This window comes from Escherichia sp. MOD1-EC6300, assembly GCF_002965045.1.
Classification (GTDB): domain Bacteria; phylum Pseudomonadota; class Gammaproteobacteria; order Enterobacterales; family Enterobacteriaceae; genus Escherichia; species Escherichia coli_F.
Genome location: NZ_PTRH01000002.1, coordinates 114,536 through 131,154 on the forward strand (window position 1 = coordinate 114,536; position 16,619 = coordinate 131,154).

Consider the following 16,619-nt stretch of genomic DNA (forward strand, 5'->3'; position numbering starts at 1 on the left):
TATGATTTATCCTGATGAAGCAATGCTTTACGCACCGGTTGAATGGCACGACTGCTCCGAAGGTTTCGAGGACATTCGTTATGAAAAATCCACCGACGGTATCGCAAAAATCACCATTAATCGTCCGCAGGTGCGCAATGCCTTCCGTCCACTGACGGTCAAAGAGATGATCCAGGCACTGGCAGATGCGCGTTATGACGACAACATCGGCGTGATCATTCTGACTGGTGCAGGCGATAAAGCGTTCTGCTCTGGTGGCGACCAGAAAGTGCGTGGCGATTACGGCGGCTATAAAGATGATTCCGGCGTACATCATCTGAATGTGCTGGACTTCCAGCGTCAGATCCGTACCTGTCCGAAACCGGTTGTCGCGATGGTAGCGGGTTACTCCATCGGCGGCGGTCACGTTCTGCACATGATGTGCGACCTGACCATCGCGGCGGAAAACGCCATCTTCGGTCAGACTGGCCCGAAAGTCGGTTCCTTCGATGGCGGCTGGGGCGCTTCCTATATGGCGCGCATTGTTGGGCAGAAAAAAGCGCGTGAAATCTGGTTCCTGTGCCGTCAGTACGACGCGAAACAAGCGCTGGATATGGGCCTTGTGAACACCGTGGTGCCGCTGGCAGATCTGGAAAAAGAAACCGTGCGTTGGTGCCGCGAAATGCTGCAAAACAGCCCGATGGCGCTGCGTTGCCTGAAAGCTGCGCTGAACGCTGACTGTGACGGTCAGGCGGGTCTGCAGGAACTGGCGGGCAACGCCACCATGCTGTTCTACATGACGGAAGAAGGTCAGGAAGGTCGCAACGCCTTCAACCAGAAACGTCAGCCTGACTTCAGCAAATTTAAACGGAATCCGTAATGCGTAGCGCGCAGGTATACCGCTGGCAGATCCCCATGGACGCGGGGGTGGTTCTGCGCGACAGGCGGTTAAAAACCCGCGACGGGCTATACGTTTGCCTGCGCGAGGGCGAGCGCGAAGGGTGGGGAGAGATCTCCCCACTGCCGGGCTTCAGTCAGGAAACCTGGGAAGAGGCGCAAAGTGCGCTGCTTGCCTGGGTAAATAACTGGCTGGCAGGCGATTGCGAATTACCGCAAATGCCTTCCGTCGCCTTTGGCGTAAGCTGTGCATTGGCTGAGCTGGCAGACACGTTACCACAGGCGGCAAATTTCCGTGCTGCACCGTTGTGTAATGGTGATCCTGACGATCTGATCCTCAAACTTGCCGATATGCCAGGCGAGAAAGTGGCGAAGGTCAAAGTGGGATTGTACGAAGCGGTGCGCGACGGCATGGTGGTGAATCTGTTGCTGGAGGCCATTCCGGATCTGCATTTGCGTCTTGACGCGAATCGCGCCTGGACACCGCTGAAAGGCCAGCAGTTTGCCAAATACGTTAACCCGGATTATCGCCACCGCATCGCGTTTCTCGAAGAACCGTGCAAAACCCGCGAGGATTCCCGCGCCTTTGCCCGTGAAACGGGTATTGCCATTGCCTGGGATGAAAGCCTGCGTGAGCCGGATTTTGCCTTTGTGGCGGAAGAAGGCGTGCGAGCGGTGGTGATCAAACCCACGCTCACGGGCAGCCTGGAGAAAGTGCGCGAGCAGGTGCAGGCGGCGCACGCGCTGGGGCTGACGGCGGTGATCAGTTCATCTATTGAGTCGAGCTTAGGCTTAACGCAACTGGCGCGGATTGCCGCCTGGTTAACGCCAGACACTATCCCGGGGCTGGACACGCTGGATCTGATGCAGGCGCAGCAGGTTCGTCGCTGGCCGGGTAGCACGCTGCCTTTTGTCGACGTTGATGCACTGGAGCGGTTGTTATGATCTTCTCTGACTGGCCGTGGCGTCACTGGCGGCAAGTGCGGGGAGAAGCCATCGCCTTACGTCTCAATGATGAGCAACTCAACTGGCGCGAGCTTTGTGTTCACGTCGATGAATTAGCCTTAGGCTTTGCGGCGCAGGGCGTGGTTGAGGGCAGCGGCGTGATGTTGCGGGCGTGGAATACGCCGCAAACGCTGCTCTCCTGGCTGGCGCTACTGCAATGCGGGGCGCGGGTGTTGCCCGTGAACCCTCAGCTGCCGCAACCGTTGCTTGAAGAATTGCTGCCCAATCTAACGCTGCAATTTGCGCTGGTGCCGGAAGGGGAAAACACATTTTCGGCGTTAACGTCGCTGCACATTCAGCTGGTTGAAGGCGTACATGCTGCGGCGTGGCAGCCAACTCGTCTGTGCTCAATGACGTTGACCTCGGGTTCTACCGGGTTGCCGAAAGCCGCTGTCCATACTTATCAGGCCCATCTTGCCAGCGCCGAAGGGGTGTTATCGCTGATTCCGTTTGGCGATCACGATGACTGGTTGCTCTCTTTGCCGCTGTTTCACGTCTCCGGTCAGGGAATTATGTGGCGCTGGTTATACGCTGGTGCGCGGATGACGGTACGTGATAAACAGCCGTTGGATCACATGCTGGCAGGCTGTACTCACGCATCGCTGGTGCCGACGCAGCTCTGGCGTTTGCTGGTTAACCGCAGTTCCGTTTCCCTGAAAGCAGTGTTGCTTGGCGGCGCGGCGATCCCGGTCGAGTTGACGGAACAGGCGCGCGAGCAGGGTATTCGTTGCTTTTGTGGCTATGGTCTGACCGAGTTTGCTTCCACGGTGTGTGCGAAAGAAGCCGACGGTCTGGCGGACGTCGGTTCGCCGCTGCCCGGTCGGGAAGTGAAAATCGTTAACGATGAAGTGTGGCTGCGGGCTGCCAGCATGGCAGAAGGTTACTGGCGTAACGGACAACTGGTGCCGCTGCTCAATGACGAAGGCTGGTACGCTACGCGCGATCGCGGCGAGATGCATAACGGTAAACTGACCATTGTCGGGCGCTTAGATAATCTGTTCTTCAGTGGTGGCGAGGGTATTCAGCCGGAAGAGGTGGAGCGTGTAATTGCTGCACATCCTGCGGTTTTGCAGGTGTTTATCGTCCCCGTTGCGGACAAGGAGTTTGGTCATCGACCGGTAGCGGTGGTGGAGTATGACCATCAAAGCGTTGATCTCAGCGAATGGGTGAAAGATAAGCTGGCCCGTTTTCAACAACCGGTGCGCTGGCTGACGCTTCCACCTGAACTGAAAAACGGTGGTATTAAAATTTCACGTCAGGCGCTAAAAGAGTGGGTGCAACGCCAGCAATAATTAACCATCCGTTGCACTTCTCATTTCTGCCATTCCATTGCCGTTGATAAAGAGTTTATCTGTTAATCTGTAAATTGATGTGAAAACTCTTAGCAAACAGGATAATGCAATGGAATGGCTGGTCAAAAAATCGTGCTGCGATAAACAAGATAACAGACATGTACTTATGCTCTGCGATGCTGGCGGCGCGATAAAAATGATCGCCGAAGTGAAGAGTGACTTCGCCGTGAAAGTGGGCGATTTACTCTCCCCTTTGCAGAATGCGCTTTACTGCATTAATCGTGAAAAGCTACATACGGTGAAAGTTCTCTCGGCATGCAGCTACAGCCCCGATGAGTGGGAACGGCAGTGTCAATCGGCTGAGAAAACTCAGTAACGTTGTTTTGTCGTGGGCAGGAAAATCAGCATCAACCCGCTCATAATACAGGCTACTCCCAGTAGTGCTTTCAGCGAAAAAGTCCCTTCCCAGCCGGGAAGTACCATTGAAGCAATCCATACCAGCACATAACTCATACTGAGCAAGGCATAGGCTTTGCTTAGTGCAAGTTTATGTAGTGTTTTATACCAACAAAAAACGGAAAGCAGATAACCCAGCAGCCCGAGTAACAGTATCCGGGCATCCAGGCCAAAAGCTAACAGCGCCGCGATAAAATCCCATAAGTGCGTCATCGGCGGTAGATGACTCGCCGCATAACCCAGGCTTAATTGCGCAGCTGAGGCAATAATGACGCTGAATAATCCCCACATCAGGCCCATTACACCGTACTCCCGAGGATCACAATGCCGCCAATAATGAACGCCACCCCACACCAGTGACGCAGTGATACCGGCTCGTGCCACAGTTTTACTGCAGCCAGCGTCACCCAGACAAAATTCAGACTTAACATCGGGTAGGCAATGCCTACCGGTACGTTCTGCAAGACCAGCAGCCAGAGCACCATGGCAAGGCCAAGACAAGCCAGCGCCAGTCCCAGCCACAGCACGATATGTCTGCGCCGTTTGTTTATCGCCACAAAGCAGGTTGCTTGTTTCTGACACAACTGCCCGGCAACGCTAAGCAAGCTGGCAAAGACTAATGTTAGCCAGATCATTTGGGCCGATACTGAATCAGCACCAGACGCTCCTGACGATCGATGGCATCTGCGGGCGGAATGGCGAGACTGTTGATATCTTCATCGCGGTCAACCGAAAGCACGAGTGTAATAACCCCCTCCTGACGATGTTGATTAAGCCAGTTTGCGAACTCATCACCGCTGACAAATCTCCCTTTCGCATCCGGATAATTTAGGCCGTATTTCAATTCCCCTGTCTGGCGATACATGATGATGTCATCACGTCTCAGGCTCCATGCCAGACCAGCAGCAACGCCGACGCTATCGGTAAGAATATAGCGGCTTGGCTGCAGTGATTCTTGTGTCGTCTCGACAAAAAATTGCGGATGTTTTCCTTCCATGACTCTGTCAGGAATTGAAAATCCTACCAGCAACGCCAGCCCAAGCGGGCAAAGTGCGGCAAAAGGCCAGTTTTTTTCGACGTTTGTTAAGGTATACCAGCCGAAAAATGCCCATAGCGAAAAAATCGACCATGCACAGAAGACTTTATAGCTCTCGAAGGTTTGCCACACCGGCGTGCTCATAGGTCCCCAGGGGGAGACCACAAACGTAGCAATAATGCCAGTGACGCCAAAAGCGATGTTAATCCAGCCATTAATCCGCAACGCCAGAGGATTATTTTTTGCTGCCAGCAAAGCGTAATGCGCCATCAGCATTGCCAGAGGTGCAAAGCAGGAAAGAATATAGGTGGGCAATTTGCCTTTGGCAACGGAGAAAAACAGCAGCGGCATTACCGCCCAGCTCAATAAATAGACGGTTGCGGAATGCTTGCGGTTTTTCCAGCCTGTGTACAGTGCTCCGGGGAGTAATCCCAGCCACGGCAGGCTACCGGCAATGATGACCGGCAAGTAGTACCAGAACGGAGCTCTATGCTGGGCATCATCCAGTGCAAAGCGTTGAATATGCTCAACCCAGAAAAAATAGTGCCAGAAGTCAGGCTCCCGCTGCGCTATCGCCAGTCCCCAGGGGAGAACCGTCAGTACGCAACTGATAACCGCCAGCCAGCCGTAAATAAAGAGATCTTTCCAGCGTTTTTGCGTTGCAACCCATGGCAGCACGCTTAATACCGGCACGGCAAGGGCGAGAAAACCTTTGGTCATCACCCCCATGCCGCAGGTGATTCCCAGCAGTAAAAATCCCGCGCTTTTGCCTTTCCACGTCTGTGCCTGCATTGCCAGCCAGAAGCTGCACATTCCCGCCACCAGCCAGAATGCAATAAACGGATCGAGCACGGCATAAGTGCCAATGGCATAGACAATAAACAGTGAGAGATAAATCACTGCGGCGAGTAGAGCCAGACGTTTATCGCGCCATAAGCGCAGGGTAAACCAGGTCACCAGCGCGGCAGTTAACAGGGTCGCAAAGATAACGCCTGCCCGCACACCAAAGTTATTTGCGCCAAATAGCCATTGCCCAATACTGTTAATCCAGTATCCGGCAATGGGTTTTTCGAAATAACGTAGCCCTAACATATGGGGCACAATCCAGTCGCCGGATGCCAGCATTTCCCGACTGATTTCCGCATAACGCGTTTCATCTGGTTGCCAGAGCAGACGCGTGCTGATCGGTAACAGGTAATAGCAGGCAATAAACGCGAAGAGGCCGATAAGGTAACGTACCGATTTCATCAGCGACTACCCGCAATTTGTTGGCAACCCAGCCAGCCTTCACGTCCGGCAATATTTCCGCGAACAACTTGTCCGAGCGGCAACGTCCCTGATAACAGTTCGCTTAAAGGGCAAAATGTCACGCCTTCCTGGGCTGCGCGTTTCAGGAGATCCACAAAATTATGCTGATAAGCGCAGCCTTCAACTTCTGCATGAATGGTATAAACCGGCGTGCCTTTATCTCGCAGGATGCGGTTGAGTAACCAACCGTTAAAATCTTCAGCTTTCACATCCCGACCAATCACTTCATCCCAGGTGGGTAAGGTCACCGGAATTTGCGCCGTGCCGGGTTTTCCTGTTTCGAGCAATGGACGAAACGGCATAGCCCCACGACAATCGCTGTTGTAGCGCAAATGGAACGCTTCTTTTGCTTCGATCACCTGCTGGTCGGCACGCCAGCCAGCGGCTGCGGAGCAGGTTACCGGTTGGCCGATAATTTCTTCCAGGGTGCGAAGGCCGCGTGCGATATCGTCGACCATTGTTTGCCGATCCCAGTTACTGCTATGGGCTTGCCAGGCATGGTGATCCCAGGCGTGCAGGCCGACTTCGTGATGTTTAGCCGCTTCACGAATGATATCGGCATTGGCATGACCAATCTCTTTACCTGGCCAGGCCGTACCTGCCAGTAAAATATCCCAGCCATAAAGCGATGCCGCGTTTGAGCGCAGCATCTTCCACAAAAACTGTGGCTTCACCAGTCGCCAGAGATGGCGGCCCATATTGTCCGGGCCGACGCTGAAAAAAATGCTGGCCTGAATATTATGCTTACTCAAGATTTCCAGCAGACGCGGCACGCCTTCACGGGTGCCACGAAAGGTATCGACATCAATGCGTAAGCCTACTTTTGTCATGATGGTTTATCCGTAAGCTCGACGGTGCGCAAGAAGAAATCCAGCGTTTCGTCGATGGTTTCCTGCATATCAATTTTGGGTTCCCAGTCCAGGCAGCGGCGGGCATTACGGATGCTTGGTTTACGATGCTCTACGTCCTGATATCCCTTGCCGTAGTAGCTGCTACTTTCGACAACGCGAAAGCCCGCAAACGGTGGGAAGTGATGGCGCAGCGGATGTTTTTCGAAGCTCGCCAGCAGCATCTCGCCCAGTTCCTCAATGCTCGCTTCGTTATCAGGATTGCCAATGTTGATAATTTCGCCGTCGCAGCGATTGCCTGCATTTTCGATAATGCGATACAACGCTTCAATGCCATCCCGGATATCAGTAAAGCAGCGTTTTTGTTTTCCGCCATCAATCAGCTTAATCGGTGAACCTTCCACCAGGTTGAGAATGAGTTGCGTAATAGCGCGGGAGCTGCCAATTCGCGCTGCATTAAGGTTATCCAGTCGTGGCCCCATCCAGTTAAACGGGCGGAAGAGGGTAAACTGTAAACCCTCTTTTTCGCCATAGGCCCAGATCACTCGATCAAGTAATTGTTTAGACACCGAATAGATCCAGCGTGGTTTATTCACCGGGCCGACGATTAAATTAGAATGGTCTTCATCGAAGTATTTATCGCTACACATCCCATAAACTTCTGAAGTCGACGGGAAGATGATTCGCTTACGGTACTTCACGCAGTAGCGGATAATGCGCAGATTCTCTTCAAAATCGAGTTCAAATACGCGCAGCGGGTTGCGGGTATATTCAATCGGCGTGGCTATCGCCACCAAAGGCAAGACGACATCACATTTTTTGACGTGATACTCAATCCATTCGGAATGAATACTGATATCGCCTTCGACAAAGTGAAAATGCGGATGATTCAGAAAACGGCTTATCGCATCGCTGCCGATATCCAGACCGTAGACTTCATAGTGATCTTCGCGCAGCAGGCGTTCTGTCAGATGGTTGCCAATAAAGCCATTCACCCCGAGGATGAGTACCCGTGTACGGCGTCGGGCGGCGCAGGCAGGCTGGCTATTCAAGCGTGAACCTTGCACCAGCCCCAGTGTCTGCGCCAATTGCGAGCCTTGCATAGTAATGCCGTCGCCCGCCTGTCCGGTGACGATTTCCAGCGCGCCATCGCCACAGGCAATCAGCAACGGCGCAACAGAAATCACGCTTCCCGGCTGCGCTGCGGATGTATGAGGATGTACGCGTGACGACCAGACGGTAAATTTTTGATTACCAACATAGCTGAAGGCTCCCGGCCACGGATCGGCGACGGCACGCACCATGTTATGCAATACTGCTGCCGGTTTATGCCACTCGAGGAAGCTGTCTTCTGGCGTTCTGCGACCAAAACAGGTGGCTTCGTTTTCGCGCTGGACGATTTCCAGAATATTACCGTCTTTAATGGCGGGTAATGTCTGCTCCAGTAGCTGGCGCGCGGCATGGCATAACTTGTGATGAAGCGTAATGGCGATATCGTCTGGCGCAATGGCAATGCGCAATTGGGCCACAATGGCCCCAGCATCGGCACGTTTCACCATTCGGTGCAATGTCACGCCAGTTTCCGTTTCACCGTTCACCAGCACCCAGTTCAGCGGCGCGCGACCACGATATTTTGGTAACAGCGAACCATGCAGATTAAATGCGCCTGCAGGGGCGAGCTGCAAAATCTCGTCGTGAATAAGATGGCGATAATAAAACGAGAAAATCACCTCCGGCGACATTTGGGCAATGCGCTCCACCCATAGTGGATGATTAACGTTATCCGGCGCGTAAACCGGAATGCCTCTTTCCGCTGCAAGTCGGGCAACCGAACCATAAAAGGCTTTTTCACCGGGATTATCAGTATGAGTAAAAATAGCGCTAATTTCGTAACCGGCAGCCAGCAGGGCTTCAATACCGAGGCATCCCATATCGTGGTAGGCAAAAACGACGGTTTTCATTATTCATTTTCCTTGCTGGATGGACGGATAACTTGCTGAACAAAATAGCGGGGGCGGGCGCGGACATCGGTGTAGATCCTGCCGATATATTCACCGAGTAGTCCCATGCCGATAAACTGAGCGCCAATAAAAGTAAACAGCACGGCAAATAGCATAAAGACGCCTTCTGCCGCCCATTGGGGGCCGAAGGTCAGGCGTAAAATCACCAGCAGTACCGCGATGCTGAAACCTCCAATCGCAATAATGCTGCCGAGCAGACTCAGCATACGTAGCGGCGTAGTCGTAAGGCAGGTCACCAGGTCGTACATCAAATTAATCAGGCGCATAAAGCTGTATTTGGATTCACCAAACTCACGCTCGGCATGATGCACTGGAATTTCAATGGCACGGCGGGCGAAGATATTCGCCAGAATCGGGATAAAGGTGCTGCGTTCATGGCAGTGCAACATCGCATCGACAATATGACGGCGATAGGCGCGCAGCATACAACCGTAGTCACCCATTGCTTTGCCGGTGGTGCGCTGAATAAGTCGGTTGATCATCTTCGAAGCGGTTTTACGAAACCAGCTGTCCTGGCGGTTCTGGCGTACAGTTCCTACTACGTCGTAACCTTCATCGGCTTTTGCCACCAGGCGGGGGATCTCTTCTGGAGGATTCTGGAGATCGGCATCGAGGGTAATAATTAAGTCGCCGGTAACGTGACTGAAACCCGCCATAATCGCTGAATGTTGTCCGTAATTGCGGTTAAGCAAAATAGACACAATATGGCTGCCCTCTACTAGCGAAGCTTCGACCAACATTTGCGCGGAATTATCGCTACTGCCGTCATCAATCAGCAGGATCTCATACTCTTTCCCCAGTGATTCACAGGCTGTGGTGGTGCGCCTGATTAATTCCGGTAAGCTTTCCTGCTCGTTATAAACGGGAATAACCACCGAGACTTTCTTAACAGGGTGGATTTCAAACATGGCTTATTGTCCTGCGAGTTGCTGAAGGGCTGTGATGACGCGGTCGGCATCGGCGGTGGTCATATCCGGGAACAGCGGCAACGAACAGATGCGTTCGCTATTCCATTCGGTATTCGGTAACGACAGCTCGGGAAAACGCTCGCGATAATATTTTTGTGTGTGAGCGGCGCGGAAATGTAACCCGGTACCAATGCCTCTTTCTTTTAACGCTTCCATCAACGCATCGCGACTGATACCACAACGTTGTTCATCGACACGAATAATAAACAGATGCCAGGCGTGAACGTGCGGCCAGGCGGGAAGGCTTAATGGCTCAAAGGGGAGAGCTGCCAGAGCTTGCTGATATTGCAGAGCAATTTCGCACCGACGGGTGTTGAGGTGCTCTAATTTGGCTAACTGGGTCAGGGCAATCGCGGCGTTAATATCGGTCAGATTATACTTATAGCCCGGCGTTAAGACTTCAGCTTGCGGTGCACGGCCCCAGGTTTGTCTGTCATATGCATCGACACCCAGACCGTGAAATTTCAGCATCCGTAGCTGGCGGGCAAGGTTTTCATTATCAGTAACAATCAGGCCACCTTCCGCACAGGTAATATTTTTGATGGCGTGAAACGAAAAAATAGCGGTACCTTTTGCGCCAATATGTCGGCCTTTGTAATACGTACCGACGGCATGGGCAGCATCTTCGATAACTGCGATGCCGTAACGTTCGCCAATGGCGCGAATGGCGTCAATATCTGCTGGCGCACCGGCATAATGCACCGGAATGATGGCTTTAGTGCGTGGCGTAATGGCTGCTTCGATCGTTTCAGGCGTGACCATCAGCGTATCGCGGTCGACATCCACCATTACCGGCGTTGCACCCAACAAGGAGATCATATTGAGGGTTGAAACCCAGGTCAGGGAAGGCGTAATCACTTCATCGCCCTTGCCAATTTCCAACGCCATTAGCGTGATATGCATTCCGGCGGTGGCTGAACTGACCGCGATGGCATGCTGATTTCCCGTCAACTGGCAAAAGGCTTGTTCAATCGCCTGATTCTTCGGACCGGTTGTGATCCAACCGGATTCGAGAACCTCTTTAACTGCTGCGAGTTCCTCCACGCCCATTGCTGGTCGCGAAAAAGGCAAAAATTCTGACATTGCTTTTCCTTCCGCCATTGAATACCTGTCCACTTATATTTGCTATAAAGAGTGTTGTGTATATTTTGCCATTTGGAGCGAAATTCTAAGGATAGAATATTAACTTAACCTTAAGAAATTAATATTAGACGTAAATATTGAAATTTTTATATTTTTTCTTATTTAGGCTTTGCATTTGGCAAAATTTTGAGGCATTTTGCCGGCATCGTAGGATTTTTAATATTACACCAACTGCTAATTATCGCCAGAAATGTCGCTCAATTTCACGGTAATTGTCTGGTTGCGCTTGTCTATAGGTGGAGTTTACGTGTTAGCTTTTTGCCGCTCTTCGTTGAAGTCAAAAAAATATTTCATCATTTTACTGGCGCTCGCTGCAATTGCCGGACTGGGTACTCATGCCGCCTGGAGTAGCAATGGTTTGCCACGTATCGACAATAAAACACTGGCCAGACTGGCACAGCAGCACCCGGTTGTCGTTTTGTTTCGCCATGCTGAACGTTGCGATCGTTCAACCAATCAATGCTTGTCAGATAAAACAGGTATTACGGTCAAAGGTACCCAGGATGCCCGTGAACTGGGCAACGCTTTTAGCGCTGACATCCCTGATTTCGATCTTTATTCCAGTAATACCGTCCGGACCATTCAGTCGGCGACCTGGTTTTCAGCGGGGAAAAAGCTGACGGTAGATAAACGACTTCTTCAATGCGGTAATGAGATTTATAGTGCAATTAAGGACTTACAAAGCAAAGCACCTGATAAAAATATCGTTATTTTTACCCATAATCATTGCCTGACATATATTGCTAAAGATAAGCGTGATGCGACATTTAAACCTGATTATCTGGATGGTTTAGTCATGCATGTAGAAAAAGGCAAAGTTTATCTGGATGGGGAATTCGTTAACCACTAAATTTTCAATCTGACAGCCAGTAATGGCTGCCATCACTGTTACAGAAGACCTTTCAAACGTAACGTTTTTCGGGTGGCGACATTCAAATCATAATGCACCAGATCTTCAGGTTTTACCCACGCGTAGTCCTGAAACTCTTCGTTTATTTTCACTTCTCGGTTGGCAGAAACGCAGTCAAAAATCAGGTAAATCATATAAATCTCTTCCTTGCGGCCATCTGCATACGTCTTGGTGCGAATATCATCGCTGAAGGTCCACGGCGTGATTTCTGTCAAAAGCAGCTGTTCTCCCAGTTCTTCGCGAATTTCGCGGCGTAGTGCCTCTTCAATTCGTTCACCAGGCTCCACGCCGCCACCCGAAAGCGCCCATTGACCGGGGAAAACGCCGCGATCGTCGGCCATTTTACACAGCAAATAAGCACCATCATTTTCAATCAAAGGGCATACAATAGTCCGTTGTCGCACAGGAGTATTCCTTATAAATAAAAAGAAACCATGAGAATACGGCAACTTAGAAATATGTGAAAGTGACAGTAATCTCTTTTGCGATGATAACTGTACTTATTATTATTTTTGTGTGTATCGGTAAAGTGTGTTTATTTTTTCGGCGTTTAATTATTTAAGAAGTATTTAGTTACAATAAGTGACTAGATCCCTTTTTTCGCTCATTGAATCCTCTGTGCCAGGCAGTACAATCCCGCAGCTTTGGGAATTTTGATTTATTGCTTGTGGGAGAGGGGAAAATGAAAAAAATTGCGCTAGCAGGTCTGGCCGGAATGCTGTTGGTTTCTGCATCGGTCAATGCAATGAGTATCAGCGGTCAGGCGGGTAAAGAATACACCAATATTGGTGTCGGTTTTGGTACGGAATCGACGGGCCTGGCGTTAAGCGGTAACTGGACACATAACGACGACGACGGTGACGTCGCGGGTGTGGGGCTGGGGTTGAATCTGCCTCTTGGTCCGTTAATGGCGACCGTTGGCGGTAAAGGTATTTATACCAATCCGAATGATGGTGATGAAGGCTATGCCGCTGCTGTTGGTGGTGGTTTGCAGTGGAAAATTGGCAACAGCTTCCGTTTGTTTGGCGAGTATTACTACTCTCCAGATTCGCTCTCCAGCGGTATTCAAAGTTATGAGGAAGCGAATGCGGGTGCGCGTTACACCATTATGCGTCCAGTCAGTATTGAGGCAGGTTATCGCTATCTGAATCTGTCGGGTAAAGATGGTAACCGCGACAACGCCGTGGCTGACGGTCCATATGTTGGGGTTAACGCCAGTTTCTGATGCCTTCCGGCGCGGCATTCTGTCGCGCCATTCAGTTTCTTACTACGCCTTATCTCCCTTTGCGTTATAGTGATTCGATAACAAAAGCAGGAGATAACCATGTTAACAGTGGAAATGTTATCCACCGGGGATGAAGTGTTACACGGGCAAATCGTTGACACTAACGCTGCCTGGCTGGCCGATTTTTTCTTTCATCAGGGGTTGCCATTATCTCGCCGTAATACGGTGGGGGATAACCTCGATGACTTAGTGACCATTCTTCGTGAACGTAGTCAGCACGCCGATGTGCTGATTGTGAACGGCGGGCTGGGGCCGACCAGTGATGATTTAAGCACACTCGCCGCTGCGACTGCAAAAGGAGAAGGCCTGGTGCTGCATGAGGCCTGGCTCAAAGAGATGGAACGCTATTTCCGCGAACGTGGACGGGTGATGGCACCGAGCAACCGTAAACAAGCGGAGCTGCCAGCCAGTGCAGAATTTATCAATAACCCGGTAGGCACCGCTTGTGGTTTTGCCGTGCAGCTTAATCGTTGTCTGATGTTCTTTACCCCCGGCGTACCGTCGGAATTTAAGGTGATGGTCGAGCACGAAATCCTGCCGCGCCTGCGCGAACGTTTTTCTTTACCGCAGCCGCCGATTTGTCTGCGTTTGACTACCTTCGGTCGTTCGGAAAGCGATCTGGCGCAAAGCCTGGACTCCCTGCAACTGCCGCCGGGCGTAACAATGGGCTATCGCTCTTCTATGCCGATAATTGAACTTAAGCTGACCGGACCGGCAAGCGAGCAACAGGCGATGGAAAAACTGTGGCTGGACGTTAAACGTGTTGCCGGACAGAGTGTGATTTTCGAAGGTACTGAAGGACTGCCCGCGCAGATCAGCCGCGAATTGCAAAGCCGTCAGTTCAGCCTGACATTGAGTGAGCAATTCACCGGTGGTTTAATGGCTTTGCAACTTTCTCGCGCAGGTGCTCCATTGCTGGCGTGTGAAGTAGTTCCTTCACAGGAAGAAACCCTGGCGCAAACTGCGCACTGGATTACAGAACGGCGTGCCAACCATTTTGCCGGGCTGGCACTGGCTGTTTCGGGTTTCGAGAACGAACATCTCAACTTTGCGCTAGCCACGCCAGACGGCACTTTCGCTTTGCGTGTGCGTTTTAGCACTACGCGCTACAGTCTGGCTATTCGCCAGGAAGTCTGCGCAATGATGGCACTGAATATGCTGCGCCGTTGGTTAAACGGTCAGGACATCGCCAGTGAGCATGGCTGGATTGAGGTTGTTGAGTCCATGACTTTATCTGTCTGATTCCGCCACTCCGTGCCGGTTTACTGCACCGGCACATTCCCCCTCCGGCAAAATTTGTCCAACCTGTTGTACTCAATAAGAAAAAATCCGTGCGCTGATTCACAAATTTGTGCGTAATTTCTCCAGTCCGCTGGACGAGGTGCGGGATTTGATGCGCTTCACAATTTTACTCCCCCTGAGCAACGAGACTGATTCCAGTATCTAAGACTGGAGTCCAGTATGTTGGAATCAAGCAAAGTTCCCGCCCTGACACGGGCTATTGATATTCTCAATTTGATTGCCCGCATTGGCCCCTGTAGTGCTGCGACGATCATTGACACATTGGGGATCCCTAAAAGCACGGCCTATTTGCTGCTTAATGAACTCAGGCGTCAGCGTTTTCTTAGCCTTGATCACCAGGAAAATTTTTGTTTGTGGACCAAGCTGGTGGAGCTTTCCGGTCATGCGTTAAGCAAGATGGATCTCCGGGAACTGGCTCGACCGCGTTTGACGCAACTGATGGATACCACCGGGCTGTTATGTCACCTGGGGATTATTGATAACGGCAGCGCTTATTACATTTTGAAAGTGGAGTCATCAGCCACTATCAGCGTGCGTTCCCATGAAGGAAAAAGCCTTTCGCTTTATCGCTCCGGAATAGGTAAATGCCTGCTAGCCTGGCAACCTGCATCTGTACAGCAAAGTATTATCGAAGGGCTGGTCTGGGAGCAGGTGACACCCACAACGATTACTCATCCACAGCAACTTCACGAAGAACTGGCGCGTATTCGCCGTCAGGGCTGGAGCTATGACAATGGCGAAGATTACGCCGATGTCCGTTGTGTTGCTGCGCCGGTGTTTAACGCCAATAACGAGCTTACCGCTGCGATCTCGGTGGTCGGTACCCGCTTACAAATCAATGAAGAATACCGTGATTATCTGGCGGGCAAGGCCATTGCCTGCGCCAGGGATATTTCACGTCTGTTGGGATGGAAAAGTCCCTTTGACTTACAGGCCTCATAACAATGGAGAACAGCATGACCCTACCAAAAATCAAACAGGTTCGCGCCTGGTTTACTGGCGGTGCGACAGCAGAAAAAGGCGCTGGCGGCGGTGATTATCACGACCAGGGGGCGAATCACTGGATTGACGATCATATTGCCACCCCGATGAGTAAATACCGCGATTACGAGCAGTCACGCCAGTCATTTGGCATTAACGTTCTTGGCACGTTGATTATTGAAGTCGAAGCAGAAAACGGCCAGACCGGATTCGCCGTTTCGACAGCCGGTGAAATGGGCTGTTTTATTGTCGAAAAACACCTTAACCGTTTCATTGAGGGTAAATGTGTCAGTGATATCAAACTGATCCACGATCAAATGCTCAATGCCACCCTGTATTACTCCGGCTCTGGTGGCCTGGTGATGAATACGATTTCCTGTGTCGATCTGGCTCTGTGGGATCTGTTCGGCAAAGTGGTCGGGCTTCCGGTTTATAAACTTTTAGGCGGCGCAGTTCGTGATGAGATTCAGTTCTACGCCACAGGTGCGCGTCCGGATCTGGCAAAAGAGATGGGCTTTATCGGTGGCAAAATGCCGACGCACTGGGGGCCACATGATGGCGATGCGGGGATCCGCAAAGATGCCGCTATGGTCGCGGATATGCGTGAAAAATGCGGTGAGGATTTCTGGTTAATGCTCGACTGCTGGATGAGTCAGGACGTGAACTATGCCACCAAACTGGCCCACGCTTGCGCGCCCTATAACCTGAAATGGATCGAAGAGTGCCTGCCGCCACAGCAGTATGAAGGTTATCGTGAACTGAAACGCAACGCGCCAGTCGGAATGATGGTCACCAGCGGTGAGCATCACGGCACACTGCAATCTTTCCGTACGCTTTCAGAAACCGGTATCGACATTATGCAGCCGGATGTTGGCTGGTGCGGTGGCTTAACCACGCTGGTGGAAATTGCCGCAATCGCCAAATCCAGAGGGCAACTGGTGGTGCCGCACGGTTCGTCTGTTTACTCTCACCATGCGGTGATCACCTTCACCAATACGCCATTCAGCGAATTCCTGATGACCAGCCCGGATTGTTCAACGATGCGTCCGCAATTTGATCCGATTCTGCTTAATGAGCCAGTGCCAGTGAATGGTCGTATTCATAAATCAGTGCTTGATAAACCCGGTTTCGGCGTCGAGCTCAATCGTGACTGCAATTTGAAACGCCCCTACAGCCACTAATCATTCC

At 51.5% G+C, this 16,619-nt stretch carries 17 protein-coding genes; 9 read left to right on the forward strand and 8 right to left on the reverse strand.

Annotated elements, in window-relative coordinates:
* Position 1: 1 nt before the first annotated feature.
* The 4 genes from menB (at position 2) to pmrD (ending at position 3,549) form a co-directional block, all read left to right on the forward strand.
* Positions 2–859 (forward strand): 1,4-dihydroxy-2-naphthoyl-CoA synthase, encoded by an 858-nt coding sequence (gene menB / locus BGE37_RS03305; RefSeq protein ID WP_000640000.1) that lies wholly within the window; start codon positions 2–4, stop codon positions 857–859.
* Complete coding sequence (menC, locus tag BGE37_RS03310) at positions 859–1,821, forward strand: o-succinylbenzoate synthase (protein WP_105287763.1); 963 nt, start codon at positions 859–861, stop codon at positions 1,819–1,821. Before menB ends, menC begins: the two co-directional genes overlap by 1 nt.
* On the forward strand, positions 1,818–3,173 hold the full coding sequence (gene menE / locus BGE37_RS03315; RefSeq protein ID WP_105287764.1) for an o-succinylbenzoate--CoA ligase: 1,356 nt from the start codon (positions 1,818–1,820) through the stop codon (positions 3,171–3,173). Before menC ends, menE begins: the two co-directional genes overlap by 4 nt.
* A 109-nt stretch (positions 3,174–3,282) precedes the next feature.
* Entirely contained in the window at positions 3,283–3,549 is a 267-nt protein-coding gene (gene pmrD / locus BGE37_RS03320) for a signal transduction protein PmrD (protein ID WP_032184684.1), read from the forward strand.
* Here pmrD and arnF read toward each other — a convergent pair.
* The 7 genes from arnF to arnB are packed head-to-tail and all read right to left on the reverse strand — an operon-like array spanning position 3,543 to position 10,893.
* The gene (arnF, locus tag BGE37_RS03325) at positions 3,543–3,929 is read right to left on the reverse strand and encodes a 4-amino-4-deoxy-L-arabinose-phosphoundecaprenol flippase subunit ArnF (RefSeq protein ID WP_000523868.1); all 387 of its coding nucleotides are present in this window, start codon (positions 3,927–3,929) and stop codon (positions 3,543–3,545) included. The two genes, pmrD and arnF, sit on opposite strands and share 7 nt — an antisense overlap.
* Positions 3,929–4,264, reverse strand: coding sequence for a 4-amino-4-deoxy-L-arabinose-phosphoundecaprenol flippase subunit ArnE (arnE, locus tag BGE37_RS03330; RefSeq protein WP_088541271.1), 336 nt, complete (start codon positions 4,262–4,264; stop codon positions 3,929–3,931). Before arnE ends, arnF begins: the two co-directional genes overlap by 1 nt.
* Positions 4,261–5,913: a lipid IV(A) 4-amino-4-deoxy-L-arabinosyltransferase gene (gene arnT, locus BGE37_RS03335; protein WP_105276834.1), complete on the reverse strand. Its 1,653-nt coding sequence runs from the start codon at positions 5,911–5,913 to the stop codon at positions 4,261–4,263. Before arnT ends, arnE begins: the two co-directional genes overlap by 4 nt.
* A complete protein-coding gene (arnD, locus tag BGE37_RS03340) occupies positions 5,913–6,803 on the reverse strand; it encodes a 4-deoxy-4-formamido-L-arabinose-phosphoundecaprenol deformylase (RefSeq protein WP_032303434.1) in 891 nt (296 codons plus the stop codon). The genes arnT and arnD overlap by 1 nt, the downstream gene beginning before the upstream one ends.
* A complete protein-coding gene (arnA, locus tag BGE37_RS03345; protein ID WP_105287765.1) occupies positions 6,800–8,782 on the reverse strand; it encodes a bifunctional UDP-4-amino-4-deoxy-L-arabinose formyltransferase/UDP-glucuronic acid oxidase ArnA in 1,983 nt (660 codons plus the stop codon). Before arnA ends, arnD begins: the two co-directional genes overlap by 4 nt.
* Positions 8,782–9,750: an undecaprenyl-phosphate 4-deoxy-4-formamido-L-arabinose transferase gene (arnC, locus tag BGE37_RS03350; RefSeq protein ID WP_105287766.1), complete on the reverse strand. Its 969-nt coding sequence runs from the start codon at positions 9,748–9,750 to the stop codon at positions 8,782–8,784. Before arnC ends, arnA begins: the two co-directional genes overlap by 1 nt.
* A gap of 3 nt (positions 9,751–9,753) precedes the next feature.
* Positions 9,754–10,893 carry a UDP-4-amino-4-deoxy-L-arabinose aminotransferase gene (gene arnB, locus BGE37_RS03355; protein WP_105287767.1) on the reverse strand — a complete coding sequence of 380 codons (1,140 nt, stop codon included), beginning with the start codon at positions 10,891–10,893 and terminating at the stop codon, positions 9,754–9,756.
* A 307-nt stretch (positions 10,894–11,200) separates the two neighbouring features.
* On the opposite strand from arnB, the gene ais reads away from it, so the two are divergent.
* On the forward strand, positions 11,201–11,803 hold the full coding sequence (gene ais, locus BGE37_RS03360) for a lipopolysaccharide core heptose(II)-phosphate phosphatase Ais (RefSeq protein ID WP_001306469.1): 603 nt from the start codon (positions 11,201–11,203) through the stop codon (positions 11,801–11,803).
* 38 nt (positions 11,804–11,841) lie between these two features.
* On the opposite strand, the gene nudI is transcribed toward ais, so the two are convergent.
* Positions 11,842–12,267: a nucleoside triphosphatase NudI gene (gene nudI, locus BGE37_RS03365; protein ID WP_105287768.1), complete on the reverse strand. Its 426-nt coding sequence runs from the start codon at positions 12,265–12,267 to the stop codon at positions 11,842–11,844.
* A 278-nt stretch (positions 12,268–12,545) separates the two neighbouring features.
* On the opposite strand from nudI, the gene BGE37_RS03370 reads away from it, so the two are divergent.
* The 4 genes from BGE37_RS03370 (at position 12,546) to rhmD (ending at position 16,612) form a co-directional block, all read left to right on the forward strand.
* On the forward strand, positions 12,546–13,088 hold the full coding sequence (locus BGE37_RS03370; RefSeq protein ID WP_032303432.1) for a YfaZ family outer membrane protein: 543 nt from the start codon (positions 12,546–12,548) through the stop codon (positions 13,086–13,088).
* A 99-nt stretch (positions 13,089–13,187) separates the two neighbouring features.
* Positions 13,188–14,390, forward strand: a complete 1,203-nt coding sequence (locus tag BGE37_RS03375; protein WP_105287769.1) for a nicotinamide mononucleotide deamidase-related protein YfaY — start codon at positions 13,188–13,190, stop codon at positions 14,388–14,390.
* A 219-nt stretch (positions 14,391–14,609) separates the two neighbouring features.
* Positions 14,610–15,392 (forward strand): IclR family transcriptional regulator, encoded by a 783-nt coding sequence (locus tag BGE37_RS03380; protein WP_000894180.1) that lies wholly within the window; start codon positions 14,610–14,612, stop codon positions 15,390–15,392.
* A 14-nt stretch (positions 15,393–15,406) separates the two neighbouring features.
* A complete protein-coding gene (gene rhmD / locus BGE37_RS03385; protein WP_105287770.1) occupies positions 15,407–16,612 on the forward strand; it encodes an L-rhamnonate dehydratase in 1,206 nt (401 codons plus the stop codon).
* Positions 16,613–16,619: the final 7 nt, after the last annotated feature.